Raw genomic sequence first — 23,314 nt, 5'->3', positions numbered from 1 at the left:
CAGCCCCTCCGCGGGTTCGTGGCCCACAGACGTTCTCGGTACACTTTGGGAGTCGTCCTCTGCCGGGCGACTGCTCCCTCCGCACGATTGGTTCCCCGGTGGCAACACACCCCCTCGCACCCGACTGGCTGGCCCTGCCCGACGACGCCAATGACTTAGGCGACGGTCTCTTCTCGGCCAACACCGAGCGCGACCAATACGGCCAGATCCAGGTGGCCGGTGTCACCGCGGGCGAGCTCGTCGAGACCTTCGGCACTCCTCTCTATGTCGTCGACGAGGCCGACGCCCGTGCCCGTGCCGCCCGCACGCTCGCCGCGTTCCGTTCCGCCGTCACCGCCCGAGCCGAGTCTGCAGCTCGCGCCGGTTCTGTTTCGCGCGCCGGCTCGGCCCCCGAAGCGCCCGCCGGGTCCGACTCAGGCGCCGCAGGTTCCGGTGACACGCCGCGCGTGCCCGATGTGACGATCTATTACGCCGCGAAGGCGTTCCTGTCGGCCGAGGTTGCGCGATGGATGATCGACGAGGGCCTCAATATCGACGTGTGCTCGGGCGGTGAGCTCGCTCTGGCTCTCGCTGCCGGCGCACCGGCCGCTCGACTCGGGTTCCACGGCAACAACAAGTCCCTCGCCGAGATCGAACGCGCCGTCGCGGCGGGCATCGGCACCATCGTGCTCGACAGCCTCGAAGAGATCGAACGGGTCGCCGAGGCATCCGCGCGCCACGGGCGCCGCCAGGGCGTCCGCCTGCGGGTCAACAGCGGCGTGCACGCGCACACACACGAATTCCTCGCCACCTCGCACGAAGATCAGAAGTTCGGGCTGCCGCTCACCGACACGGCAGCCGCCGTGGCCCAGATCCGCAGTCACGACTCGCTCGACTTCCGCGGGCTGCACTGCCACATCGGCTCACAGATCTTCGACGCGTCGGGCTTCGGCGAGTCGGCCGCCCGCCTCCTCGTCGCTCACCGCGAACTGCTCGAGGGTGGGCCGGTGCCCGAGCTCAACCTCGGCGGCGGCTTCGGCATCGCTTACACGACGGCCGACGACCCGCAGCCCATCGAGCAGATCGCCGCGGGCATCGCCGACGCCGTTTTCCGTGCCGCCGCCGACCTCGGCGTCGAGGTGCCGAACCTCGCGTTCGAGCCGGGCCGCAGCATCATCGGCCCCGCCGGCATGACCCTCTACACGGTCGGCACGCGCAAAGACGTGCAGGTCGCGGGCGACGACGGCTCATCGTCGGTGCGCCGCTACCTGAGCGTGGACGGCGGCATGAGCGATAACGCCCGCCCCGCCCTCTACGGGGCCGACTATTCGGTGCGCCTGGCCAACCGGGTATCCGACGCACCGGCTGCGCTCGTGCGGCTCGCCGGCAAGCACTGCGAATCAGGCGATATCGTCGTCAACGCCGACTTCCTGCCGGGCGACGCCGCCTCCGGTGACATCGTCGCCGTGCCCGCCACGGGCGCCTACTGCTGGTCGCTCGCGAGCAACTACAACTATCTCGGTCGTCCCGCCGTCGTCGCGGTCGTCGACGGCACCGCGCGCGTGATCGTGCGTGGCGAGACCGAGGCCGAACTACTGGCGCGTGACGCCGGATTGGACGCACGATGATCGAATACCGCACGCTCCGGGTGGCCCTCCTGGGTGCCGGCTCCGTTGGTTCGCAGGTGGCGCGTCTGCTCCTCGAGAACCGCGAAGAGTTGGCGGCCCGATCGGGAGCCGACCTGCAGCTCGTCGGCATCGCCGTGCGCAACCTCGACGCCAAACGGGATGTCGAGCTGCCTCGAGAGCTCTACACGACCGACGCCGAAACCCTCATCGTGGGCGCCGACATCGTCATCGAGCTCATGGGCGGCATCGAGCCGGCCAAGACCTACATCCTGCAGGCCCTCAACGCCGGGGCCGACGTCATCACGGGCAACAAGGCGCTGCTCGCCGAGCACGGTGCCGAGATCTTCGGTGCGGCCGAGCAGGTCGGGGCCGAGGTCTACTACGAGGCAGCCGTCGCCGCAGCCATCCCGATCATCCGTCCGCTGCGCGACAGCCTGGCCGGCGACAACATCAAGCGCATCCTCGCGATCGTCAACGGCAGCACCAACTACATCCTCGACCGCATGGATCGCTTCGGCGACAGCATGGCCGACGCCCAGAAGACCGCCTTCGAGCTCGGGTTCCTCGAGGCCGACCCCACGCTCGACGTCGAGGGATACGACGCCGCGCAGAAGGCCACCCTGTTGGCCAGCCTCGCGTTCCACTCGAGCGTGCCCGCCAGCGGTGTGCACCGCGAGGGCATCAGCCAGATCACGCCCGAGCAGATCCAGGCGGCGAAAGACGCCGGCTACGTCATCAAGCTCCTCGCCATCGCCGAGCGCATCACCGACGAAGACGGCACCGAGGGTGTCTCGGCCCGGGTCTACCCCGCGCTCGTCGACCGCAATCATCCGCTCGCCTCGGTGCACGGGGGCAACAACGCCGTCTTCGTCGAAGCCGAGGCAGCCGGCCCCCTCATGTTCTATGGCGCGGGAGCCGGCGGCGTGCAGACCGCCTCGGCCATCCTCGGCGACCTCGTCTCGGCGGCCCGTCGCCACGTCGCCGGCGGCCCCGGCCTTGGCGAGTCGACGCACGCCGACCTCCCACTCCTGCCCATCGGCAGTGTCACCACCAAATATCAGATCAGCCTTCTCGTCACCGACCGTCCGGGCGTCCTCGCCCGGATCGCTGGCATCCTCAGCGACGGTGGCGTCTCGGTCGAAACGGTCCAGCAGACCGTCCAACCCGGCGAAGAAGACGACGCCACCGGCACCGCCACCCTGGTGATCGGAACCCACGCGGCCCGCGAGGCCGCGCTGCAGGCAACAGTCGAGGCGTTGACGGCCAGCGAAGACACGCAGGCCGTCGTCAGTGTTCTACGAGTTGAAGGAGCCGAATAATGGCGAAGCAGTGGCGCGGAGTTCTGCACGAATATGCAGACCGTCTCGACATCAGTGACAAGACCCCCATCATCAGCCTCGGCGAGGGTGGCACGCCGCTCATCGCCGCCCGGGCCCTCTCCGAGCGCACGGGCGCCCGCGTCTACGTGAAGTTCGAGGGCATGAACCCCACGGGTTCGTTCAAAGACCGCGGCATGACGATGGCCGTCTCCAAGGCCGTCGAACACGGCGCCAAGGCCATCATCTGCGCCTCCACCGGCAACACGTCGGCCTCGGCTGCCGCCTATGCCGCGCACGCCGGCATCACGGCCGCCGTGCTCGTGCCCGAGGGCAAGATCGCCATGGGCAAGCTCAGCCAGGCCGTCGCGCACAACGGTCAGCTCATCCAGATCCAGGGCAACTTCGACGACTGCCTGAACATCGCGCGTGACCTCGCCGAGAACTACCCCGTGCACCTCGTCAACTCGGTCAACAACGACCGCATCGAGGGCCAGAAGACGGCGGCGTTCGAGATCGTCGAGGTGCTCGAAGACGCGCCCGACTTCCACTTCATCCCGGTCGGCAACGCGGGCAACTACACCGCCTACACGCGGGGCTACACCGAAGAGCTCGAGCGCGGCGCCACCACCAAGCTGCCCCGCATGTTCGGGTTCCAGGCATCCGGCAGCGCCCCCATCGTGCGCGGCGAGCTCGTGCGGCATCCCGAGACCATCGCCAGCGCCATCCGCATCGGCAATCCCGCCTCGTGGGAGCTCGCCCTCACGGCGCGCGAGAAGACCGACGGCTACTTCGGCGCCATCGACGACGACAAGATCCTGCTCGCGCAGAAGATCCTGGCCTCCGAGGTCGGCGTCTTCGTCGAACCCGCGTCGGCCATCAGCGTCGCCGGCCTGCTCGAACGCGCCGAAGCCGGCCAGGTCCCCGCGGGCAGTACGGTCGTGCTCACGGTCACGGGTCACGGGCTGAAGGACCCGCAGTGGGCCCTGCGCACCGAAGACGGTGGCCAGGTCACTCCCACCATCGTTCCCGTCGACACGGCCGAGGTCGCGAGCGTGCTCGGCCTCGTCGCCGAACGTCAGGCGTGACCACCACCCCGCGCCGGGTGGCGGTGAAGGTTCCGGCCACCACCGCCAACCTCGGCCCCGGCTTCGACACGCTCGGTCTCGCACTCAGCGTCTACGACGAACTCGACGTGCAGGTGCGCGACGAGCCCGGCGCCCATGTCACCGTGCACGGTGTCGGCGCGGGCGAGGTCCCGACCGACGAGAGTAACCTCGTCGTCTCCTCCATGGCCTACACGTTCGAGGCCATGGGGCGACGCATGCCCGGCGTGAACGTCACGGCTCGCAACACCATTCCGCACGGGCGGGGGCTCGGCTCGTCGGGCGCCGCCGTCGTCTCGGGCATCATGGCCGCGAAGGGCCTGCTGCAGGGTGACGTCGAGATCGACGCCGACACGCTGTTGCGCATCGCGACCGACCTCGAGGGCCACCCCGACAACGTGGCGCCGGCCCTGTTCGGTGGACTCACGATCGCGTGGCTCACGACATCCGGGCCGAAGCAGAAACGGCTCATCGTGCACCGCGGCGTGGCCCCGCTCGTCTTCGTGCCGCAGTTCACCATGTCCACGAAGCTCGCGCGCAGCCTCCAGCCCGCCTCGGTGCCGCACGAAGACGCCATCTTCAACGTGTCCCGTTCGGCGCTGCTCATCGCGGCCCTCACGCAGAGCCCCGAGCTCATGCTCGCCGCCACCGAAGACAAGCTGCACCAGAACTACCGCGCGGCCGCCATGCCCGAAACGGCCAAGCTCGTCACACTGCTGCGCAACGCCGGCTACGCGGCCGTCGTCTCGGGTGCCGGGCCCTCCATCCTCGTGCTGGCGGATGGCCCCGGCCAACGTCTCGCGGCCGCCGAACTCGTCGCCACCCAGGCCGACACGCCGTGGCAGGCCATGATGCTCGCGGTCGACTTCAAGGGCGCCACGGTGACCCCGGTCGACGACGACGAGCGCCTCGCTTCCGAGAGCAGATGAGGCATCCGACGCGCCAGCGCAACCCCCGGTGCGCGTGGCGGGAGGCCCGAAGTTTGAGTGCTACAGTGGTAGCGATCCCGGGGGAAATGCCGTTCAGGTAAATCTGTCCGTCGGGTGAATCCGCACATTCAATGCTGTTGCCTCCGCAACGTGTGCTCTCTACCGTGTTCACTCGAACGTTCTCTCTCCGGTAGGCACGTTCAGGAGAAGCCCCCAGACGCGTAGGCAACCGGCGCTCCCGACGAGCCGTATGCGCCCGGGCGGGGGGAAGGAAAATACTTTTCGTGACTGACGTCAACATCCACACACCCGTGGAATCCGGCGCTCCGCTGACCTCGCTCAAAGTGGCAGACCTCCAGGTCCTCGCCGCGCAGCTGGGAATCCCGGGCGCATCCAAACTCCGTAAGGGAGCCCTCGTCGAGGCGATCCAGGCAGCGCAGGGCGGCGCACAGCCGACCATCGCGGCCGAAGGTTCCGCCGCGGCACCCGCGATCGACGCGGTACAGGTCCCCGAATCATCCGCCGCTGTGACGGCCGACAGCGTGGCGACGCAGCTGCCCGCCACCGAGCAGGCGCCCGAAACCGCCGCCGCTCCGGCTCGCAAGCGTGCACCGCGTCGTGCCACCACACAGACCGCTCTCGAGGGTGCCCAGGCGCCCGCGACGGGCCCCGTCTCGGCGGTCGGCCACGTGAATGCCGACCAGCCCGCGCAGATCCCCGCGACTCCGGCCGACGACTCGGCCGCTGGCGCGCCTGAGGCCGCGGACTCGAGCAACGGCACCGACGCCCAGAACGGCACAGACGCCCAGAACGGCGCCGACTCCCAGAACGGCACCGACGAGCCCCGCCGCGGCAACCGTCGCCAGCGCGGCAACCGTGCCGACCGCGGCACCGAGCAGGAAACGCTGCCCGACCTCGGCATCGAGCTGCCCAACGAGCCGCGCAAGAACGGCCGCAAGCAGAACGACAACGCCGAACAGGGTGACGAGCCCACCGGCCGCGGGCGCAACCGCAACTCTCGCCAGGGCCGCGCGGCCCAGGGTGCCGACGCGCAGTCGTCCGACCAGGTCGACGACAAGCAGCAGAACGACGATGCCTCCGACCGTCAGGGCGGCGACACCGATGGCGACAACGGCCAGGGCGAGCGCCAGGGCCGCGGCCGCAACCGCAACCGCGCACGTAACGGCGACGGCGACAACGCCCAGAACGCCGGCAACGGCAACGGTCGCGACAACAACGCTCGCGCCGACCGCGGTGACAACCGCGGCGACGCTCGTGCCGACGACAAGAACAACGGCAACCCCCGTCAGCAGGGCCCCGCAGCGGGTCAGGACGACGAAGCAGGCCGTGGCCGCGGGCGTTACCGCGACCGCAAGCGCGGCCGCAACGGCGAAGACGTCGAGCCCGAGATCGCTGAAGACGACGTCCTCATCCCCGTGGCCGGCATCCTCGACGTGCTCGACAACTACGCTTTCGTGCGCACGACCGGTTACCTCGCCGGCCCGAGCGACGTCTACGTCTCCCTCGGCCAGGTCAAGAAGTACGGCCTGCGCAAGGGCGACGCCGTGGTCGGAGCCATCCGTCAGCCGCGCGACAACGAGAACAACGCCCGTCAGAAGTACAACGCGATCGTCAAGGTCGACTCGGTCAACGGCCTGAGCGTCGAAGACGCCGTCGAGCGTGTCGAGTTCGGCAACCTGACTCCGCTCTACCCGCAGGAGCGTCTGCGCCTCGAGACCGAGCCCAACAAGCTCACGCAGCGCATCATCGACCTGGTCGCCCCGATCGGCAAGGGCCAGCGCGGCCTGATCGTCGCGCCCCCCAAGGCCGGCAAGACCATCGTGCTGCAGCAGATCGCCAACGCCATCGCGACGAACAACCCCGAGGTGCACCTCATGGTCGTCCTCGTGGACGAGCGTCCCGAAGAAGTCACCGACATGCAGCGCACGGTCAAGGGCGAGGTCATCGCCTCGACGTTCGACCGCCCGGCCGAAGACCACACCACGGTCGCCGAGCTGGCCATCGAGCGCGCCAAGCGTCTCGTCGAGCTGGGCCACGACGTCGTCGTGCTGCTCGACTCGATCACGCGCCTCGGCCGTGCCTACAACCTGGCCGCGCCCACCTCGGGTCGCGTGCTCTCCGGTGGTGTCGACGCCGCGGCGCTCTACCCGCCGAAGCGTTTCTTCGGAGCCGCCCGCAACATCGAGAACGGTGGATCTCTCACCATCCTCGCCACGGCTCTCGTCGAGACCGGGTCCAAGATGGACGAGGTCATCTTCGAAGAGTTCAAGGGCACGGGCAACTCCGAGCTGCGCCTCAGCCGTCAGCTCGCCGACAAGCGCATCTTCCCGGCCGTCGACGTCAACGCGTCGTCCACCCGTCGCGAAGAGATGCTGCTCGGCGCCGACGAGGTCAAGGTCACGTGGAAGCTGCGTCGCGCCCTCGCAGGTCTCGACCAGCAGCAGGCCCTCGAGGTCGTCCTCGGCAAGCTGAAAGAGACCTCGTCCAACGTCGAGTTCCTCGTGCAGATGCAGAAGACCATGCCGCAGCCGACGGGCCACAGCCACAGCCACGAGCGCGACCACCGCTAGCCTTCTCACCGAACCCGCCTGACCCGCGGCATCCGCTCTGGATGCTCTCGGGCAGGCGGGTTCTCTGATGAGGCAGGATGGTTCAACGGGAGGAAAGCGACATGTTCGAATCGGTACAGGTGCTGCTCGACGAGCACAAAGATCTGCAAGACCAGTTGGCCGACCCGGCGGTACACGCCGACCCGGCACGCTCGAAGAAGATCAACCGGCGTTACGCCGAGTTGTCGCGCATCCAGGCGGCGTACAACACCTGGCACCAGGCGCAGGAAGACCTCGCGGCCGCCCGCGAGCTGGCCAAAGAGGACGAGGCGTTCGCCGAAGAGGTGCCCTCGCTCGAGGAGCACCTGGCCACCTCGCAAGAGAAGCTGCGACGCCTGCTGATCCCGCGCGACCCGGATGACGGGCGCGACGTGATCATGGAGATCAAGGGTGGCGAGGGCGGCGCCGAGAGCGCGCTGTTCGCCGCCGACCTGCTGCGCATGTACATGCACTACGCTGAGTCGAAGGGCTGGAAGACGGAGCTCCTCGAGCGCACCGAATCCGACCTCGGCGGCTACAAAGACGTGCAGGTGGCCATCAAGTCCAACGCCACCGACCCGTCGCAGGGGGTCTGGGCGCACCTCAAATACGAGGGTGGCGTGCACCGCGTGCAGCGCGTTCCCGCGACCGAGTCGCAGGGACGCATCCACACCTCGACGACGGGTGTGCTCGTCTTCCCCGAGGTCGACGCGCCCGAAGAGGTCGAGATCAGCCAGAACGACCTCAAGATCGATGTCTACCGCTCGTCGGGCCCCGGCGGACAGTCCGTGAACACGACCGACTCGGCCGTGCGCATCACGCACCTTCCCACGGGCATCACGGTGGCCATGCAGAACGAGAAGAGCCAGCTGCAGAACCGCGAGGCCGGCATGCGCGTGCTGCGCGCCCGCATCCTCGCGCGTCAGCAGGAGGAGCAGGCGGCCCTCGACAGCGCCGCGCGCAAAACGCAGATCCGCACGATGGACCGCTCGGAGCGCATCCGCACGTACAACTTCCCCGAGAACCGCATCGCGGACCACCGCACGGGATACAAGGCGTACAACCTCGACTCTGTGATGAACGGGGCGCTCGAGCCCGTCATCGAGTCGGCAATCCTGGCCGACGAAGAGGCCCGTCTCGCCGACATCGGCGACCAGAGCTAGTCCACAACACCCCGTTAAACCGACAGAAGGCCGACCCGATCATCCGGGTCGGCCTTCTGCGTGCGATCGTGTCGATTGCACAGAGAGCCACTGGCCGGCCGACGGTGATCGCCCGAGCCCGCGCACCGCGGGTGGTCACTCGGAGGCGGGAGCCGCCTCCGCGTCGTCGCCCAGTTGAGCACGCTCGATGGGCGTCGCCTGATTGCGGGGCCGAGCCGTCGCCGGGATGCCGGTGATGATCGAATGCGGGGGAGCGTCGCGCGTCACGACGGCGTTCGCGCCCACGACCGAATGCGCGCCGATGACGATATCGCCCAGAACCTTGGCCCCGGCTCCGATCATCACGCCGTCGCCGATCGTCGGATGACGCTTCTGTCGTCCGAGGCTCTTCCCGCCGAGCGTCACGCCGTGATAGATCATCACGTCGTCACCCACCACTGCGGTTTCGCCGATGACGACACCCATACCGTGATCGATGAAGAATCGTCGGCCGATCTGGGCACCCGGATGAATCTCGATGCCGGTCAGGAAGCGAGCGAACGCCGACCCGGCGCGGGCGGGCAACCGGATGCCGCGCCGCCACAATCGCGCGTTGAACCGGTGCGCCCAGATGGCGTGCAAACCGGGGTAGGTCAGAAAGATCTCCACCCGGCCGCGCGCGGCAGGATCGTGCACGCGCGCGGCTGTCAGGTCTTCCCTGATGCGGGTGAAAACACTCATAGAGTGTCGAGCCTAGTCGCTGAGGCCAGCCCAGAGAGGCGTCGAGATGTAGCGCTCACCGGTGTCGCAGACGATGGCGACGATCTTCTTGCCAGCGTTCTCGGGGCGCTTCGCGAGCTCGCGGGCGGCCCAGATGATGGCACCCGACGAAATACCGGCGAGGATGCCCTCTTCGGCGGCGAGACGCTTGGCGACGTCGATCGAGTCTTCGAACGACACGTCGATGACCTCGTCGTAGACGGTCGTGTCGAGGATCTCGGGAATGAAGTTGGCGCCGATGCCCTGGATCTTGTGCGGCCCGGGCTTGCCACCGTTCAGGATGGGGGAGTCGAGCGGTTCGACGGCCACGATCTGCACGTCGGGCTTCAGCTCCTTGAGCACCTGGCCGACGCCCGTGATGGTTCCGCCCGTTCCGACGCCCGCGATGAAGATGTCGACGTCACCGTCGGTGTCGCGCCAGATCTCCTGCGCCGTGGTCTTGCGGTGGATCTCGGCGTTGGCCTCGTTCGCGAACTGCTTGGCCCAGATGGCGCCGGGGGTCTCGTCGACGATCTCTTTCGCCTTCTCGACGGCACCCTTCATGCCGAGCGCCGGTTCGGTGAGCACGAGTTCAGCGCCGAAGGCCCGCAGCAGCACACGGCGTTCCTGGCTCATCGAGGCCGGCATCGTGAGGATGACTTTGTAACCGCGGGCCGCTCCGACGAGTGCCAGGGCGATTCCGGTGTTACCGCTCGTGCCCTCGACGATCGTGCCTCCGGGCTTCAGGGCGCCGGATGCTTCGGCCGCGTCGACGATGGCGACGCCGAGGCGGTCCTTCACGCTCGACCCGGGGTTGTAGTACTCGAGCTTGGCTAGCACGGTCGCGCCCGCGCCATCCGTGACGCGGTTGAGCTGCACCAGGGGCGTGTTGCCGAATGCCTCGGTGATGTTCGAATAGATCTTGCCTGCCACGATCTGCCTCCCTGTGCGGTGTGCCGCACGACATCCTTCTGGTGCACGCCGTTCGGCGCATCCTCAAGCCTATTCGTCTGAATGGGGTGTGGGTCGAAGATGACGAGACGCTCGTCATCTTCTCGGCTCAGCCCCGAGATGAGGGTCCGCCGCCTCTGCGCTAGGCTTCCGGGCGGAACGGTCGCCGTCAACGGCCGTCAGCGTATGCCTCACACACCTTCTTCCCCCCAGCCCTCCTCGAGCCCGTCGCCCGAGCCCGTCGCGCTCCTGTCTGAGCTGCGCGATTCGGCCGTCGAGCGTCTCGCACGCGCGGGTGTGCCCAGCCCGGATGTCGACGGCGAACTCCTTCTCGGCCACGTGACGGGCCTCGGCCGCGGCGAGTTGCAAGCCGCCTTCATCACGGGGCGTCGCGCAGACGCCGACGCCGCGACCGCGCTCGAGTCGTTGCTCGAGCGCCGCGCCGCGCGCGAACCCCTGCAGCACATCCTCGGCGTCGCCTGGTTCCGCTCGCTCGAATTGCGCGTCGGCCCCGGGGTCTTCGTACCCCGCCCCGAAACCGAGGGCGTCGTGCAGATCGCGATCGATGCGCTGCGCCAGGTGCCGACCCCCGAACCCGTCGCGGTCGACCTCGGCACGGGCTCGGGCGCGATCGCGCTGGCGATGGCGACCGAGGTGCCGAACGCGCGCGTGCACGCCGTCGAAGCCTCCGTCGACGCCTTCATCTGGGCCCGCGAGAATTTCGCGGCGGTGGATGCATCCAACGCCCGCCTGGTCTTCGACGACATGGGTCGCACGCTGCCCGAGCTCGACGGAACGGTCGACGTCGTCATCTCGAACCCGCCCTACGTCCCGGATGACGCGATCCCACGTGACCCCGAGGTGCGACTGTTCGACCCGGCCATGGCTCTCTATGGTGGCCCCGACGGCCTCGACCTCGTTCGCTCGCTCGAACGCACGGCGCACCGGCTCCTCCGCGAGGGTGGGCTGCTCGTCATCGAGCACGGCGAGCTCCAGGGCGCCGACATCCGATCGATCCTCACTGAACGCGGGTGGCGCGCCGCCGCCACGCACGTCGACCTGACGCTTCGCGACCGCACCACGACGGCCGTCCGCTAGAGCGGCCTACGGTCGCGCCGCAAACTCCTCGACCGCGGCCATCAAGCCGTCGGTGTCGTACCCGTCGGCCGTCTTCGTCAGATGGAAGGCCGTGATGCCCACGGCGCGCGCGGCCTCGACGTTGGCGTGCGAATCATCCGCGAAGAAGGCATCGGATGCCTCGACCCCCAGCCGGCCGAGCGCGCGCGTGTAGATGCGGCGCTCGGGTTTCGCCGCCCCCAGCACGGCCGAGACCAGGTCGTTGTCGCCGCCAATGATCTCGGCGGCCTCCGGGGCCAACACCGACAACTCCTCGCGGAAGATGATCGGGTTGTTGCTCAGCAACGCCGCGGTGCCGAGCTCCGAGGCGCGTTTCAACGCCGCGATCGACCCCGGGATGATCGTCATGGCCGACTTGCGCGACTCGCACCATTGCTCGCGCGTGAGCGGCACCCCGGTCACTTCGGCGAACGCCTCGAGGTATTCGTCGCCCGTGGCGAACTCGCCCGCGTTGGCCGCCCGTTCGAACCCGCCCACCCACCAGGTCGAGGCCAGGTGGTACTGCGTCGACCCCGTCAGCCGCGCCAGATTGGGCAGCCGCTTGAGAAAATCGTAGTCATAGAGGGTCTTGTCGCAGTCGAAGAAGAACACGGATGGTTTCACCCATCCAGTATCTCTCTCCGTTCTCACACGCGGCGGCCCGTTCGCTCTCGGCGGGTGACGGTAGAATCGATCCCAATGTCCCGCATTCATGACTGCTCTGACGACACCGAGCTGCTGATCGGCATGCGAATGGCCCGAGCCGCGATTGCCCGCGGCGAGCTCGTGGTCATTCCCACCGACACCGTCTACGGTGTGGCCGCCGACGCTTTTTCCCCCCGCGCCGTGCAGCGTTTGCTCGACGCCAAGGGCCGCACGCGCCAGTCGCCGCCGCCCGTTCTCGTCCCCGGCATCCACACGCTCGAGGCCCTCGCTGCCGAGGTGCCCGACGCCGTGCGCGATCTCGTCGAGGCGTTCTGGCCGGGCGGTCTCACCATCGTGCTTCCGGCCCAGCCGTCGCTCGCGTGGGATCTGGGCGATACCGACGGCACGGTCGCCGTGCGCATGCCGAGCCACCACATCGCGCTCGAGCTGCTCGAAGAAACGGGCCCGCTCGCCGTTTCCTCGGCCAACCTGACGGGTCTGCCAGCCGCCACGACGGCAGCAGAGGCCGAGCGGATGCTGGGCGACAGCGTCTCCTCTTACCTCGACGCGGGCCCCTCGGGCGACACCGCCTCGACCATCGTCGACGCCACGCGCCTGCAGACCCCGGGCGGCCGCGTCACCGTGCTGCGCGAGGGCGCGATCAGCCGCGCCCAGCTCGCCGAGGTCCTGGGCGACCTGCTCGAACCGCTCGACGCCGCTCCCGCAGTCGACGCGGCCCCGGCCGTCGACACCGAGCCGGCCGACTCCGAGCCGGCCGACACCGAGCCGGCCGACTCCGAGACAGCCCGCGACGCATGATCCAGTATCTGATCATCGCCGCGATCACGGCGGTCATCACATTCGTCGTCTCCCTGGCGGTGTATCGCGGGGCCCTCAAGTACAAGCTCTACCCGACCATCCGCGAACGCGACGTGCACACGCGTCCCACTCCGCGCCTCGGCGGAGTCGCGATGTTCGTGGGTGTGATCGCGGCCTTCGTCATCGCCTCGCAGAACCCGTTCTTCGCCTCGACGTTCGGCAGCCCGGGCCCCATCCTCGCCATCGGGGGAGCGGCGCTTCTCACGGTGCTCATCGGTGTGGCCGACGACATCTGGGACCTCGACTGGATGATCAAGCTCGCGGGTCAGTTCCTCGCCGCGGGCCTCATCGCCTGGCTCGGTGTGCAGATCTACTCGCTCCCGATCGGCGGCCTCACGGTCGGCTCCTCCTGGATGTCCTTCACGATGACGGTCTTCGCCATCGTGCTGGTCATGAACGCCATCAACTTCATCGACGGGCTCGACGGCCTGGTCGCGGGTGTCGCGCTCATCGCCAACGGAACCTTCCTCATCTACGGCTACCTCCTCGTGCGCGAGACGGGCCAGACGAGCTTCTTCAACCTGTCGCTCCTCATCTCGGCCGTTCTGGTCGGTGCCTGCGCCGGATTCCTGCCGCTTAACCGGCATCCCGCCCGCATGTTCATGGGCGACGCGGGCGCGCTCCTCGTCGGCCTGCTCATGGCCACGAGCGCCGTCGCGATCACGGGCACGGTCGACCCCACGTCGCTCGGCCGCAGCCAGCTGCTCGGAATCTACATCCCGATCATTTTGCCCTTCGCCATCCTCGTGGTGCCCTTGCTCGACTTCGGGCTCGCGGTCTTCCGCCGTCTCCGAGCCGGCAAGTCGCCGTTCAGCGCCGATCGCAAGCACTTGCACCACCGCCTGCTCGACATGGGCCACACGCACTTCCAGGCCGTCCTCATCTTCTACGCGTGGACATCCGTCATCGCCATCTCGTGCCTGCTGTTCTTCGTGTTCCAGCCCTATTGGGTGGCCCTCGTGTTCCTCATCGCGGGTGTCATCATCTGCGCCGTGGTCACGCTCGCGCCCCTCGGTCGCCGCAAGACCCTCGAGTTCTCGGCCCAGACCGTCGGCGCCGACGATCCCGCGTTCGAGCGCGTCCGCGAATTCGACCCGCTGGATGCCGCGAGCGAAGACCGGCCCCACGACGCGCCCATCTCGCACGAACTCGTCGCCGAGGTCGTCGCGGTCGCCGAAGCCCAACGCACTGAACCAGAAGCATCCCCGGTCCGACGCTCGGACGATGACGCCCCCGCCCCGAAGGACACCCCATGAGCTCCAACAAAGTATTCGTCGACGCCCTCAAGTACGGCGCGCTCCTCGCCCTCGGCATCGCCCTGGTCGGGGGAGTGATCGGTTTCTTCCTCGACGGCAGCCGCGGCGTCGTCTCGGCCCTGATCGGCACGGCGCTCTCGGCCATCATGCTCGGCATCACCGCCGGCAGCATCCTCTTCGCCAATCGCTTCCACGGCTCCGACCTCTTCGTGGGTGCGTTCTTCGGCATCGTGCTGGGTGGATGGCTGCTCAAATTCGTGGTCTTCCTCGTGCTGGTCTTCCTCCTCGCCGATCAGCCCTGGGTCAACCGTGTGATCATGCTCGTCTGTGTCATCGTGGGCGTCATCGGCTCCCTCGTGGTGGACATGGTGGTCGTCGCTCGTTCGCGCGTGGGGTATGTCAGCGACGCACAGTTGCCCGGAGACCAGAAAAACGCGCAATAACGGGCAAACCGATTCGTCAGCACGCCCAAATGTTGATAGGCTCACTGGAGATTCCCCAAGCATATTTACACGCATTTCGCGTGAGTTGTTTGGCGTCTTCCGAATGTTCGTCGCTCGGAGAGCAGTTCGCTCTCCGCCCCGAAACAGGAGATAGCGCTGTTAGGTAACGCTGTGCTGTTAAGTAACTCGGTGCTGAGTAGCTCCGTTCACTTCAGCGAAAAAATCAACTCTGTGATCAACGCCCCGATCTTCGCGGCTGCTGGCGACGACAACACGTTCCACGGTCCGACCATCAACGAGTTCTTCCCCGAGATCGTTCTCTTCGAAGGCACGCCCTTCGCGATGAACCGGATCATGATCATCCGACTCATCTCGGTGCTGGCAATCGTGGTCCTCTTCTGGCTCGGCACGCGCCGCATGAAGATCGTTCCGGGCCGAGGCCAGTCGATCATCGAGATGGGCCTCGACTTCGTGCGAGTCAACATCGCCGAAGATCTTCTGGGCAAGAAAGACGGCAAGCGATTCCTGCCGATCATCACGACGATCTTCTTCATGGTCCTGTTCATGAACATCACGGGCATCATCCCGTTCATGAACATCGCCGGAACGTCGGTCATCGGCGTTCCACTGGTGCTGGCGCTCGTGGCCTACGTCACATTCATCTACGCCGGCGTCAAGAAGCACCCGGGTGCATTCTTCAAGAACGCGCTCTTCCCGCCCGGAGTGCCGAAGTTCCTCTACATCATCGTGACCCCCATCGAACTGGTCTCCACGTTCGTGCTGCGCCCCATCACGCTGACGCTCCGACTCCTTATGAACATGGTCGTCGGGCACCTGCTCCTCGTCCTCTTCTTCGGAGCAACCTGGTTCTTCTTCTTCAACGCCGACGGCATCTTCAAGGCCTTCGGTGTGGGCACGCTCGCCTTCGGTTTCGTCTTCACTCTCTTCGAGATCCTGGTGGCGGTCCTGCAGGCCTACGTCTTCGCACTACTTACGACTGTTTACATCCAGCTCGCGCTGGCTGAAGAACACTAAACGACGTCAGCATCCGCTGACATCGCCATCACGGAAGGAAACAACACGTGGACGCAACAACCGTTCTCGCCGAGATCAACGGAAACATCGCGACGGTCGGTTACGGTCTCGCTGCAATCGGCCCGGCCATCGGCGTGGGTATCGTGGTCGGCAAGACCATCGAGGGTGTCGCCCGTCAGCCTGAGCTGGCCGGTCGTCTCCAGGTTCTGATGTACATCGGTATCGCCTTCACCGAGGCGCTGGCCTTCATCGGCATCGCGACCTACTTCATCTTCACCAACTAAGCCCTTCGTCATTCGTAGCAAGGAGGCGTGATGATTCACGCACTAGTGAGGGCCGCCGCAGAGGGTGAGGCCTCGCCCAACCCGCTCATCCCCGAGCTGTACGACATCGTTTGGTCGTCGGTCTGCTTCATCATCATCCTCGTCGCGTTCTGGAAGGTCTTCCTTCCCAAGATGCAGAAGATGCTCGATGAGCGTTCTGCCGCCATCGAGGGCAACATCGCCAAGGCCGACGAGGCTCAGCGTGACGCCGAGGCTGCTCTCGAGCAGTACACGGCTCAGCTCGCCGACGCCCGTCAAGAAGCCGCCGCCATTCGTGACCAGGCTCGTGTCGACGGTCAGCGCATCCTCGCTGAACTGAAGGAACAGGCTGCCACCGATGCCGCGCGCATCACGCAGAGCGCCCAGGCCCAGATCGAAGCCGAACGTCAGGCAGCGGTCGTCAGCCTGCGCAACGAGGTCGGCTCGCTCGCGATCGACCTCGCGTCCGGCGTGATCGGCGAGAGCCTGTCCGACGACGCCCGTGCAACCGCGGTCGTCGACCGATTCCTGGCCGACCTCGAAGCATCCGAGGCCTCGAACCAGGCAGAGAAGGCGTAACGCATCATGGGTAGCGCGACTAGAGAAGCACTGCACGAATCGCTGCGCGAGTTGGACTCGACGGGAGCCGTTGGCGACAACGGTTCCGGTCGCGACCTGACGACCGTCAGCGAGCTGTTCGCCGTCGGCCGCGTCGTCGCTCGCACGGCGCACCTGCGCTCGGCCCTGTCCGACAAGGCCGCACCCGCCGAGGTGAAGCGTCAGCTCGTGCAGACGGTCTTCGGATCGTCTGTCTCCGAGCGCACGCTGCGCCTCGTCAGTGCCGCCGCTGCAGGCCGCTGGTCCGACGAGGACGGCTTCGTCGCCGGCCTCGAAGAGCTCGGCATCCGTGCCGCTGTTCAGTCGGTCGGGTCGGACGTGTCGATCGAGCAGGAGCTGTTCGAATTCGGTCGCTACGTCGCAAGCGACGCCGAACTCGAGCTCGCGCTCGGTTCGAAGCTCGGCGACGTGCAGGCCAAGGTCGCTCTCGTCGAATCCCTGCTCGCGGGCAAGGCGTCGCCGCAGACGGTCGAGATCGTCCGTCAGTTGGTGCAGCAGCCGCGAGGTCGCCGCATCCGCACGCTTCTGCGTTACGCGGCCGGCATCGCCGCCGACCAGAGCAACCTCACGGTCGCAACCGTCACGGCTGCGACACCGCTCACCGAGGGGCAGCTCGCCCGGCTTCGCGCCGGACTCAGCTCGCTCTACGGTCGAGATGTCAAGATCAACGTGATCGTAGACGCATCCATCATGGGCGGTCTGCGGGTGCAGGTCGGTGACGATGTCATCGACGGCAGCGTTGCATCTCGCCTGCACGACCTGAAGCTCCAGCTCGCCGGCTGATACCGCCTCACCGCTGATCCAGTCGCACACAACACAGACGCACGATCCCTGGGATCGACACATCGGAAGCGCGAACCGTTTCCGCAACTCAAAGGAAAATGATGGCAGAACTAACGATTAGTCCTGATGAGATCCGCAGTGCTCTCAAGGACTTCGTCGCCGCATACGAGCCGGGCAAGGCCGGAACGACCGAAGTAGGCCACGTGATCGACGCCGGCGACGGCATCGCGCACGTCGAAGGCCTGCCCGGCGTCATGGCCAACGAGTTGATCCGCTTCTCCGATGGCACCCTGGGCCTCGCCCAGAACCTCGACGAGAACGAGATCGGCGTCGTCATCCTCGGTGAGTTCGCCGGCATCGAAGAAGGCATGGAAGTCACGCGCACGGGCGAGGTCCTCTCGGTCCCCGTCGGCGACGGCTACCTCGGCCGCGTGGTCGACCCGCTCGGCAACCCGATCGACGGCCTCGGCGAGATCGCCAGCGAAGGCCGCCGCGCCCTCGAGCTGCAGGCGCCCGGCGTCATGCAGCGTAAGAGCGTGCACGAGCCCCTGCAGACCGGCATCAAGGCCATCGACGCCATGATCCCCGTCGGCCGCGGCCAGCGCCAGCTGATCATCGGTGACCGCCAGACCGGTAAGACGGCCATCGCGATCGACACCATCATCAACCAGAAGGCCAACTGGGAGTCGGGCGACACCAACAAGCAGGTGCGCTGCATCTACGTCGCCATCGGCCAGAAGGGCTCCACCATCGCTTCGGTGAAGGGTGCCCTCGAAGACGCCGGAGCCATGGAGTACACGACGATCGTCGCGTCCCCGGCCTCCGACCCCGCCGGCTTCAAGTACCTCGCCCCTTACACCGGTTCGGCCATCGGCCAGCACTGGATGTACGGCGGCAAGCACGTCCTCATCATCTTCGATGACCTGTCGAAGCAGGCCGAGGCCTACCGTGCCGTTTCGCTCCTCCTGCGTCGCCCGCCGGGCCGCGAGGCTTACCCCGGCGACGTCTTCTACCTGCACTCTCGTCTCCTCGAGCGTTGCGCGAAGCTTTCCGATGAGCTCGGTGCCGGATCGATGACGGGTCTGCCCATCATCGAGACCAAGGCCAACGACGTCTCGGCCTACATCCCCACCAACGTGATCTCGATCACCGACGGCCAGATCTTCCTGCAGTCCGACCTCTTCAACGCCAACCAGCGTCCCGCGGTCGACGTGGGAATCTCGGTCTCGCGTGTCGGTGGTGACGCTCAGGTCAAGTCGATCAAGAAGGTTTCGGGAACGCTGAAGCTCGAGCTGGCTCAGTACCGCTCGCTCGAAGCATTCGCCATGTTCGCGTCCGACCTCGACGCAGCCAGCCGCCGTCAGCTCGCCCGAGGCGCCCGCCTCACCGAGCTGCTCAAGCAGCCGCAGTACTCGCCCTACCCGGTCGAAGACCAGGTCGTCGCGATCTGGGCCGGCACCAACGGCAAGCTCGACGAGGTCCCCGTCGAAGACATCCTGCGCTTCGAGCGCGAGCTGCTCGACTACCTGGGTCGCAACACCGACGTCCTGTCCAAGCTGCGCGACACCAACGTGCTGAGCGACGACATCGTCACCAACCTCGAGTCGTCGATCGACACCTTCAAGAAGGAGTTCCAGACCGGCGAGGGCAAGCCCCTCAACTCGGTCGGCTCCGAGAAGTTCGAAGAGCTTCCCGCCGAAGAGGTCAACCAGGAAAAGATCGTCAAGGGACGTCGATAACCGATGGGCGCACAGCTCCGGGTCTACACGCAGAGGATCAAGTCTGCGCAGACGACCAAGAAGATCACGAGGGCGATGGAGTTGATCTCCGCCTCGCGCATTCAAAAAGCGCAGGCGCGAGTCGCCGCCTCCGGCCCGTACAGCCGCGCGATCACGCGTGCTGTATCGGCCGTGGCGACCTACTCCAACGTCGACCACGTGCTCACCACCGAACCCGAGAAGATCGAGCGCGCAGCGGTTGTCATCTTCGCCTCGGACCGCGGTCTCGCCGGTGCATTCAGCTCACAGGTGCTTCGTCAGGCCAATGAGCTCACCGAGCTGCTGCAGTCTCAGGGCAAAGAGGTCACCTACTTCCTCGTCGGTCGCAAGTCGGTGGCGTACTTCGCCTTCCGCAAGCGCGCCTCCGAGGGGCAGTGGACCGGCGGCACCGACTCGCCGTCGTTCGAGACGGCGCAGGAGATCGGTCAGGCCCTGCTGAAGAGCTTCCTCACGGATGCCTCTGAAGGCGGAGTCGACGAGATCCACGTGGTCTACAACCGCTTCGTCAGCATGGTCACGCAGACCCCCGAGGTCGTCCGTCTCCTGCCGCTCGAGGTCGTCGAGGGTGTCGAAGAACCCGACTCCAAGACCGTCCTGCCGCTGTACGAGTTCGAGCCCGACGCCGCAAACGTGCTGGATGCGCTGCTCCCGGTCTACATCGAGAGCCGCCTGTTCAACGCCATGCTGCAGTCGGCGGCGAGCGAGCACGCTGCCCGCCAGAAAGCCATGAAGTCCGCGAGCGACAACGCGGACAAGCTGATCACCGATTACACCCGTCTGCGCAACAACGCGCGTCAGGCGGAGATCACCCAGCAGATCGCCGAGATCGTCGGCGGCGCCGACGCTCTGTCGGGCGCCAAGTAAGACTCGACGGATAAAGAGAGAAGAAGAGCAATGACAGATACAGCGACAGCTGAGGCGGGAAGCGCCGGAGTGGCCACGCTCGCCGCCGGCCGCATCGCTCGCGTCACCGGCCCCGTGGTGGACATCGAGTTCCCCCACGACTCGATCCCCGAGGTCTACAACGCCCTCGAAACGACGATCACCATCGGCGACGAGCACACCGACATCACCCTCGAGGTTGCCCAGCACCTCGGTGACGACCTGGTTCGCGCCATCGCCCTGAAGCCGACGGACGGCCTCGTCCGCGGCCAGGAAGTGCGCAACACGGGCGCGCCGATCTCGGTTCCCGTCGGTGACGTCACCAAGGGTAAGGTCTTCGACGTCACGGGCAAGATCCTCAACGGCAAGCCCGGCGAGACCGTCGAGATCACCGAGCGTTGGCCCATCCACCGCCGCCCGCCAGCGTTCGACCAGCTCGAATCGAAGACGCAGCTCTTCGAGACCGGCATCAAGGTCATCGACCTCCTGACCCCCTACGTGCAGGGTGGAAAGATCGGTCTGTTCGGTGGTGCCGGTGTCGGTAAGACCGTTCTGATCCAGGAAATGATCCAGCGCGTTGCGCAGGATCACGGTGGTGTGTCGGTGTTCGCCGGTGTGGGCGAGCGCACCCGTGAGGGCAACGACCTCATCGCCGAGATGGAAGAGGCGGGCGTCTTCGACAAGACCGCCCTTGTCTTCGGCCAGATGGACGAGCCGCCGGGAACGCGTCTGCGCGTGGCCCTGTCGGCCCTGACCATGGCGGAGTACTTCCGTGACGTGCAGAAGCAGGACGTGCTGTTGTTCATCGACAACATCTTCCGCTTCACGCAGGCCGGTTCCGAGGTGTCGACCCTTCTGGGTCGTATGCCTTCGGCCGTGGGTTACCAGCCGAACCTCGCCGACGAGATGGGTGTTCTCCAGGAGCGCATCACCTCGACGCGTGGTCACTCGATCACCTCGCTGCAGGCGATCTACGTGCCGGCCGACGACTACACCGACCCGGCCCCCGCGACCACGTTCGCCCACCTCGACGCCACCACCGAGCTGTCGCGTGAAATCGCGTCGAAGGGCCTCTACCCGGCCGTCGACCCGCTGACCTCGACCAGCCGCATCCTCGACCCCCGTTACTTGGGCGAGGACCACTACCGCGTGGCCACCACGGTCAAGCAGATCCTCCAGAAGAACAAGGAACTGCAAGAGATCATCGCCATCCTCGGTGTCGACGAGCTCTCCGAAGAAGACAAGGTCACCGTTTCGCGGGCCCGTCGTATTCAGCAGTTCCTCTCGCAGAACACCTACATGGCGAAGAAGTTCACCGGTGTCGAGGGTTCCACGGTTCCTCTCAAGGAGACCGTCGAGTCGTTCGACGCCATCGCCAAGGGTGAGTTCGACCACGTGGCCGAGCAGGCCTTCTTCAACGTCGGTGCAATCTCCGACGTCGAAGAGAAGTGGGCTCAGATCCAGAAGGAGAACGGCTGATCATGGCTTCCTCGAAGCTGCAGGTCAGCGTCGTCGCCGCCGACCACGAAGTGTGGTCGGGCCAGGCGTCGATGGTGGTCGCGAAGACGGTCGAAGGCGAAGTCGGCATTCTGCCCGGACACGAGCCCATGCTCGCTGTCCTGGCAGAGGGCCAGGTCCGCGTGACGACCGACAATGGTCAGAAGATCACCGCTGATGCGTCTGACGGATTCCTCTCCGTCGAGAACAACACGGTGACCGTCGTGGCTGGCAACGCCAGCCTCGTCAAGTAACTCCTCCTCTCTTCACCGCGTACGCCCCGTGCTTGTCATCCTGCCTCCGTCTGAGACGAAGCGGGATGGCGGCACGGGGCGTTCGTCGTACCTGGAGGACTTGCGTTTTCCCGCCCTGACCGCGTATCGGCAGTCGCTCATCGAGCAGCTCGCCGACCTTGCGGGCGACCCCGAAGCATCCATGAAGGCCCTGAAGATCAGTGCCCGGCAGATCGGTGAGATCGAGCGCAACCGTGGGCTGCACGAGGCCCCCGTCATGCCCGCCATCGACCGTTACACGGGCGTGCTCTTCGATGCTCTCGGCGCCCCGACACTCACGGCCGACGAACGTGCGTTCGCACACGCGCACGTGGCGGTGCATTCGGCCCTCTTCGGCCCGGTCGGCGCACTCGATCCCATCCCCGCCTACCGCCTTTCGCACAGCTCCAGGCTGCCTGAGGGGGGACTTCGGCAGCAGTGGGGTCGCGGCATTCGCCACGAGCTCGCGCAGGTGCCCGGTTTGGTGCTCGACTTGCGCTCGGAGGGGTATTCCGAACTGGGGCCCCTCGAGTTGTCTCCCGAGCGGCTCTATGTGCGCGTGATGGCACGCGGCGCCAATGGTGAAACTCGAGCGCTGAACCACTTCAACAAGAAGACCAAGGGGGCGTTCACCCGCGCCCTGGTGCAGAGCGGGCTTCGATTCGAGAGCGTCGCTGGACTGCGCGACTGGGCCGCCAGCGTCGGCTTCGAGCTCGGGGAGCCCACCCCCGCGCACGAGATCGCCCTCATCGCACCGTCTCCGGAGATGGCACGCGCGGTTTCGTGACCTGGAAGGCGATGCTCTCGTGGCGAAGGAGCCAGAGCTTCGTGTCGAGCCCCGCGCCGCGGTCATAACCGACCGGATCGCGACGGGTGCCGAGCACCCTGTGGCACGGCACGAGGAGCGGCACAGGATTGACGGCGACGGCCGCGCCCACCGCACGGCCGGCTCGAGGCACACCCACAGCAACCGCGATTTCCCCGTAGCTCATCGTCGCGCCAAACGGGATGCTGGCGAGCGTTCGCCACACGGCGTGCTGGAACGCCGTGCCCGAGACCTCGACGTGCAGGTCGAAGGACACCCGGTCGCCGTCGAGGTAATCGAGGATCTGCTTCGCCGCGTCGACAAGGAATGGCGGGGGAGGCTTCGTGGCCGCTCGAGGCGAGTTCAGCGACTCGGGTTGCCAGGATTCGCGGCCGATGTCGCACCCGGTGATGAACTCGCCCTCGGACTGGAGAGTGATGTTCCCCAGAGGGGACGGAAACGCGATGAAGGCTGGCATGGGGCTCCGTTCGTAGTGAGTCCAGGCTAGGGATAGCGTGCGGGGGCGGGGGAGCGCGGATGTCATCTGTGGAGAAAAGGGCGCTGAGACGGGTTGTGGAGAACAA

23 protein-coding genes are annotated in these 23,314 nt (G+C 66.7%); 19 read left to right on the top strand and 4 right to left on the bottom strand.

Features of this window, described 5'->3' with window-relative positions; genetic code table 11:
• Positions 1 to 98 precede the first annotated feature (98 nt).
• From lysA to prfA, 6 genes are all read left to right on the top strand, one after another.
• Complete coding sequence (gene lysA, locus ACUWEX_RS10155) at positions 99 to 1,607, top strand: diaminopimelate decarboxylase (protein ID WP_445996159.1); 1,509 nt, start codon at positions 99 to 101, stop codon at positions 1,605 to 1,607.
• Positions 1,604 to 2,926, top strand: coding sequence for a homoserine dehydrogenase (locus ACUWEX_RS10150; protein WP_079728350.1), 1,323 nt, complete (start codon positions 1,604 to 1,606; stop codon positions 2,924 to 2,926). The genes lysA and ACUWEX_RS10150 overlap by 4 nt, the downstream gene beginning before the upstream one ends.
• Positions 2,926 to 4,011, top strand: coding sequence for a threonine synthase (gene thrC / locus ACUWEX_RS10145; RefSeq protein WP_445996158.1), 1,086 nt, complete (start codon positions 2,926 to 2,928; stop codon positions 4,009 to 4,011). The genes ACUWEX_RS10150 and thrC overlap by 1 nt, the downstream gene beginning before the upstream one ends.
• Positions 4,008 to 4,958, top strand: a complete 951-nt coding sequence (gene thrB, locus ACUWEX_RS10140; RefSeq protein ID WP_445996157.1) for a homoserine kinase — start codon at positions 4,008 to 4,010, stop codon at positions 4,956 to 4,958. Before thrC ends, thrB begins: the two co-directional genes overlap by 4 nt.
• 284 nt (positions 4,959 to 5,242) lie before the next feature.
• Complete coding sequence (gene rho, locus ACUWEX_RS10135) at positions 5,243 to 7,549, top strand: transcription termination factor Rho (protein ID WP_445996156.1); 2,307 nt, start codon at positions 5,243 to 5,245, stop codon at positions 7,547 to 7,549.
• Positions 7,550 to 7,650: 101 nt separating this feature from the next.
• Complete coding sequence (gene prfA, locus ACUWEX_RS10130) at positions 7,651 to 8,730, top strand: peptide chain release factor 1 (protein WP_079728354.1); 1,080 nt, start codon at positions 7,651 to 7,653, stop codon at positions 8,728 to 8,730.
• A 135-nt stretch (positions 8,731 to 8,865) separates the two neighbouring features.
• Here prfA and epsC read toward each other — a convergent pair whose 3' ends face one another.
• Positions 8,866 to 9,450, bottom strand: coding sequence for a serine O-acetyltransferase EpsC (gene epsC / locus ACUWEX_RS10125; RefSeq protein WP_079728355.1), 585 nt, complete (start codon positions 9,448 to 9,450; stop codon positions 8,866 to 8,868).
• Between the two features lie 12 nt (positions 9,451 to 9,462).
• The gene (gene cysK / locus ACUWEX_RS10120) at positions 9,463 to 10,401 is read right to left on the bottom strand and encodes a cysteine synthase A (protein WP_079728356.1); all 939 of its coding nucleotides are present in this window, start codon (positions 10,399 to 10,401) and stop codon (positions 9,463 to 9,465) included.
• 204 nt (positions 10,402 to 10,605) lie between these two features.
• On the opposite strand from cysK, the gene prmC reads away from it, so the two are divergent.
• A complete protein-coding gene (prmC, locus tag ACUWEX_RS10115) occupies positions 10,606 to 11,517 on the top strand; it encodes a peptide chain release factor N(5)-glutamine methyltransferase (RefSeq protein WP_445996155.1) in 912 nt (303 codons plus the stop codon).
• Between the two features lie 6 nt (positions 11,518 to 11,523).
• Here the strand turns inward: prmC and ACUWEX_RS10110 are convergent, their stop codons facing one another.
• Positions 11,524 to 12,159: an HAD-IA family hydrolase gene (locus ACUWEX_RS10110; protein ID WP_234991171.1), complete on the bottom strand. Its 636-nt coding sequence runs from the start codon at positions 12,157 to 12,159 to the stop codon at positions 11,524 to 11,526.
• Between the two features lie 75 nt (positions 12,160 to 12,234).
• Here ACUWEX_RS10110 and ACUWEX_RS10105 point away from each other — a divergent pair, with 75 nt between their 5' ends.
• The 12 genes from ACUWEX_RS10105 (at position 12,235) to ACUWEX_RS10050 (ending at position 22,712) form a co-directional block, all read left to right on the top strand.
• Positions 12,235 to 12,999 carry an L-threonylcarbamoyladenylate synthase gene (locus ACUWEX_RS10105; protein WP_445996154.1) on the top strand — a complete coding sequence of 255 codons (765 nt, stop codon included), beginning with the start codon at positions 12,235 to 12,237 and terminating at the stop codon, positions 12,997 to 12,999.
• Positions 12,996 to 14,315 (top strand): MraY family glycosyltransferase, encoded by a 1,320-nt coding sequence (locus ACUWEX_RS10100; protein WP_445996153.1) that lies wholly within the window; start codon positions 12,996 to 12,998, stop codon positions 14,313 to 14,315. The genes ACUWEX_RS10105 and ACUWEX_RS10100 overlap by 4 nt, the downstream gene beginning before the upstream one ends.
• Positions 14,312 to 14,758 carry a hypothetical protein gene (locus tag ACUWEX_RS10095; RefSeq protein WP_079728360.1) on the top strand — a complete coding sequence of 149 codons (447 nt, stop codon included), beginning with the start codon at positions 14,312 to 14,314 and terminating at the stop codon, positions 14,756 to 14,758. Before ACUWEX_RS10100 ends, ACUWEX_RS10095 begins: the two co-directional genes overlap by 4 nt.
• A 231-nt stretch (positions 14,759 to 14,989) precedes the next feature.
• Positions 14,990 to 15,793 (top strand): F0F1 ATP synthase subunit A, encoded by an 804-nt coding sequence (atpB, locus tag ACUWEX_RS10090; protein ID WP_407668763.1) that lies wholly within the window; start codon positions 14,990 to 14,992, stop codon positions 15,791 to 15,793.
• A 47-nt stretch (positions 15,794 to 15,840) separates the two neighbouring features.
• Positions 15,841 to 16,077 carry an ATP synthase F0 subunit C gene (gene atpE / locus ACUWEX_RS10085; RefSeq protein ID WP_079728361.1) on the top strand — a complete coding sequence of 79 codons (237 nt, stop codon included), beginning with the start codon at positions 15,841 to 15,843 and terminating at the stop codon, positions 16,075 to 16,077.
• A 30-nt stretch (positions 16,078 to 16,107) separates the two neighbouring features.
• Positions 16,108 to 16,674 (top strand): F0F1 ATP synthase subunit B, encoded by a 567-nt coding sequence (locus ACUWEX_RS10080; RefSeq protein WP_079728362.1) that lies wholly within the window; start codon positions 16,108 to 16,110, stop codon positions 16,672 to 16,674.
• A gap of 6 nt (positions 16,675 to 16,680) precedes the next feature.
• A complete protein-coding gene (locus tag ACUWEX_RS10075) occupies positions 16,681 to 17,496 on the top strand; it encodes a F0F1 ATP synthase subunit delta (RefSeq protein ID WP_445996152.1) in 816 nt (271 codons plus the stop codon).
• Between the two features lie 101 nt (positions 17,497 to 17,597).
• Entirely contained in the window at positions 17,598 to 19,235 is a 1,638-nt protein-coding gene (atpA, locus tag ACUWEX_RS10070; protein WP_079728364.1) for a F0F1 ATP synthase subunit alpha, read from the top strand.
• 3 nt (positions 19,236 to 19,238) lie between these two features.
• Positions 19,239 to 20,138, top strand: a complete 900-nt coding sequence (locus tag ACUWEX_RS10065; RefSeq protein WP_077055383.1) for a F0F1 ATP synthase subunit gamma — start codon at positions 19,239 to 19,241, stop codon at positions 20,136 to 20,138.
• A 30-nt stretch (positions 20,139 to 20,168) separates the two neighbouring features.
• Positions 20,169 to 21,635, top strand: coding sequence for a F0F1 ATP synthase subunit beta (atpD, locus tag ACUWEX_RS10060; protein WP_077055384.1), 1,467 nt, complete (start codon positions 20,169 to 20,171; stop codon positions 21,633 to 21,635).
• 2 nt (positions 21,636 to 21,637) lie between these two features.
• The gene (locus ACUWEX_RS10055) at positions 21,638 to 21,907 is read left to right on the top strand and encodes a F0F1 ATP synthase subunit epsilon (RefSeq protein WP_445996151.1); all 270 of its coding nucleotides are present in this window, start codon (positions 21,638 to 21,640) and stop codon (positions 21,905 to 21,907) included.
• A 28-nt stretch (positions 21,908 to 21,935) separates the two neighbouring features.
• Entirely contained in the window at positions 21,936 to 22,712 is a 777-nt protein-coding gene (locus ACUWEX_RS10050; RefSeq protein WP_445996150.1) for a YaaA family protein, read from the top strand.
• Here the strand turns inward: ACUWEX_RS10050 and ACUWEX_RS10045 are convergent.
• Complete coding sequence (locus tag ACUWEX_RS10045) at positions 22,672 to 23,274, bottom strand: methylated-DNA--[protein]-cysteine S-methyltransferase (protein WP_445996149.1); 603 nt, start codon at positions 23,272 to 23,274, stop codon at positions 22,672 to 22,674. The genes ACUWEX_RS10050 and ACUWEX_RS10045 overlap by 41 nt on opposite strands.
• Positions 23,275 to 23,314 lie beyond the last annotated feature (40 nt).

It is taken from the genome of Okibacterium fritillariae, from assembly GCF_052783725.1.
This window is presented reverse-complemented; position numbering and strand designations above follow the sequence as displayed.

Bases quoted from the DNA above. Each gene is read 5' to 3' on its own strand.
- ACUWEX_RS10150 (WP_079728350.1), top strand. From the start codon at position 1,604: ATGATCGAATACCGCACGCTCCGGGTGGCCCTCCTGGGTGCCGGCTCC.
- thrC (WP_445996158.1), top strand. From the start codon at position 2,926: ATGGCGAAGCAGTGGCGCGGAGTTCTGCACGAATATGCAGACCGTCTC.
- prfA (WP_079728354.1), top strand. From the start codon at position 7,651: ATGTTCGAATCGGTACAGGTGCTGCTCGACGAGCACAAAGATCTGCAA.
- epsC (WP_079728355.1), bottom strand. From the start codon at position 9,450: ATGAGTGTTTTCACCCGCATCAGGGAAGACCTGACAGCCGCGCGCGTG.
- prmC (WP_445996155.1), top strand. From the start codon at position 10,606: ATGCCTCACACACCTTCTTCCCCCCAGCCCTCCTCGAGCCCGTCGCCC.
- ACUWEX_RS10105 (WP_445996154.1), top strand. From the start codon at position 12,235: ATGTCCCGCATTCATGACTGCTCTGACGACACCGAGCTGCTGATCGGC.
- ACUWEX_RS10100 (WP_445996153.1), top strand. From the start codon at position 12,996: ATGATCCAGTATCTGATCATCGCCGCGATCACGGCGGTCATCACATTC.
- ACUWEX_RS10095 (WP_079728360.1), top strand. From the start codon at position 14,312: ATGAGCTCCAACAAAGTATTCGTCGACGCCCTCAAGTACGGCGCGCTC.
- ACUWEX_RS10080 (WP_079728362.1), top strand. From the start codon at position 16,108: ATGATTCACGCACTAGTGAGGGCCGCCGCAGAGGGTGAGGCCTCGCCC.
- ACUWEX_RS10075 (WP_445996152.1), top strand. From the start codon at position 16,681: ATGGGTAGCGCGACTAGAGAAGCACTGCACGAATCGCTGCGCGAGTTG.
- atpA (WP_079728364.1), top strand. From the start codon at position 17,598: ATGGCAGAACTAACGATTAGTCCTGATGAGATCCGCAGTGCTCTCAAG.
- ACUWEX_RS10065 (WP_077055383.1), top strand. From the start codon at position 19,239: ATGGGCGCACAGCTCCGGGTCTACACGCAGAGGATCAAGTCTGCGCAG.
- atpD (WP_077055384.1), top strand. From the start codon at position 20,169: ATGACAGATACAGCGACAGCTGAGGCGGGAAGCGCCGGAGTGGCCACG.
- ACUWEX_RS10055 (WP_445996151.1), top strand. From the start codon at position 21,638: ATGGCTTCCTCGAAGCTGCAGGTCAGCGTCGTCGCCGCCGACCACGAA.
- ACUWEX_RS10045 (WP_445996149.1), bottom strand. From the start codon at position 23,274: ATGACATCCGCGCTCCCCCGCCCCCGCACGCTATCCCTAGCCTGGACT.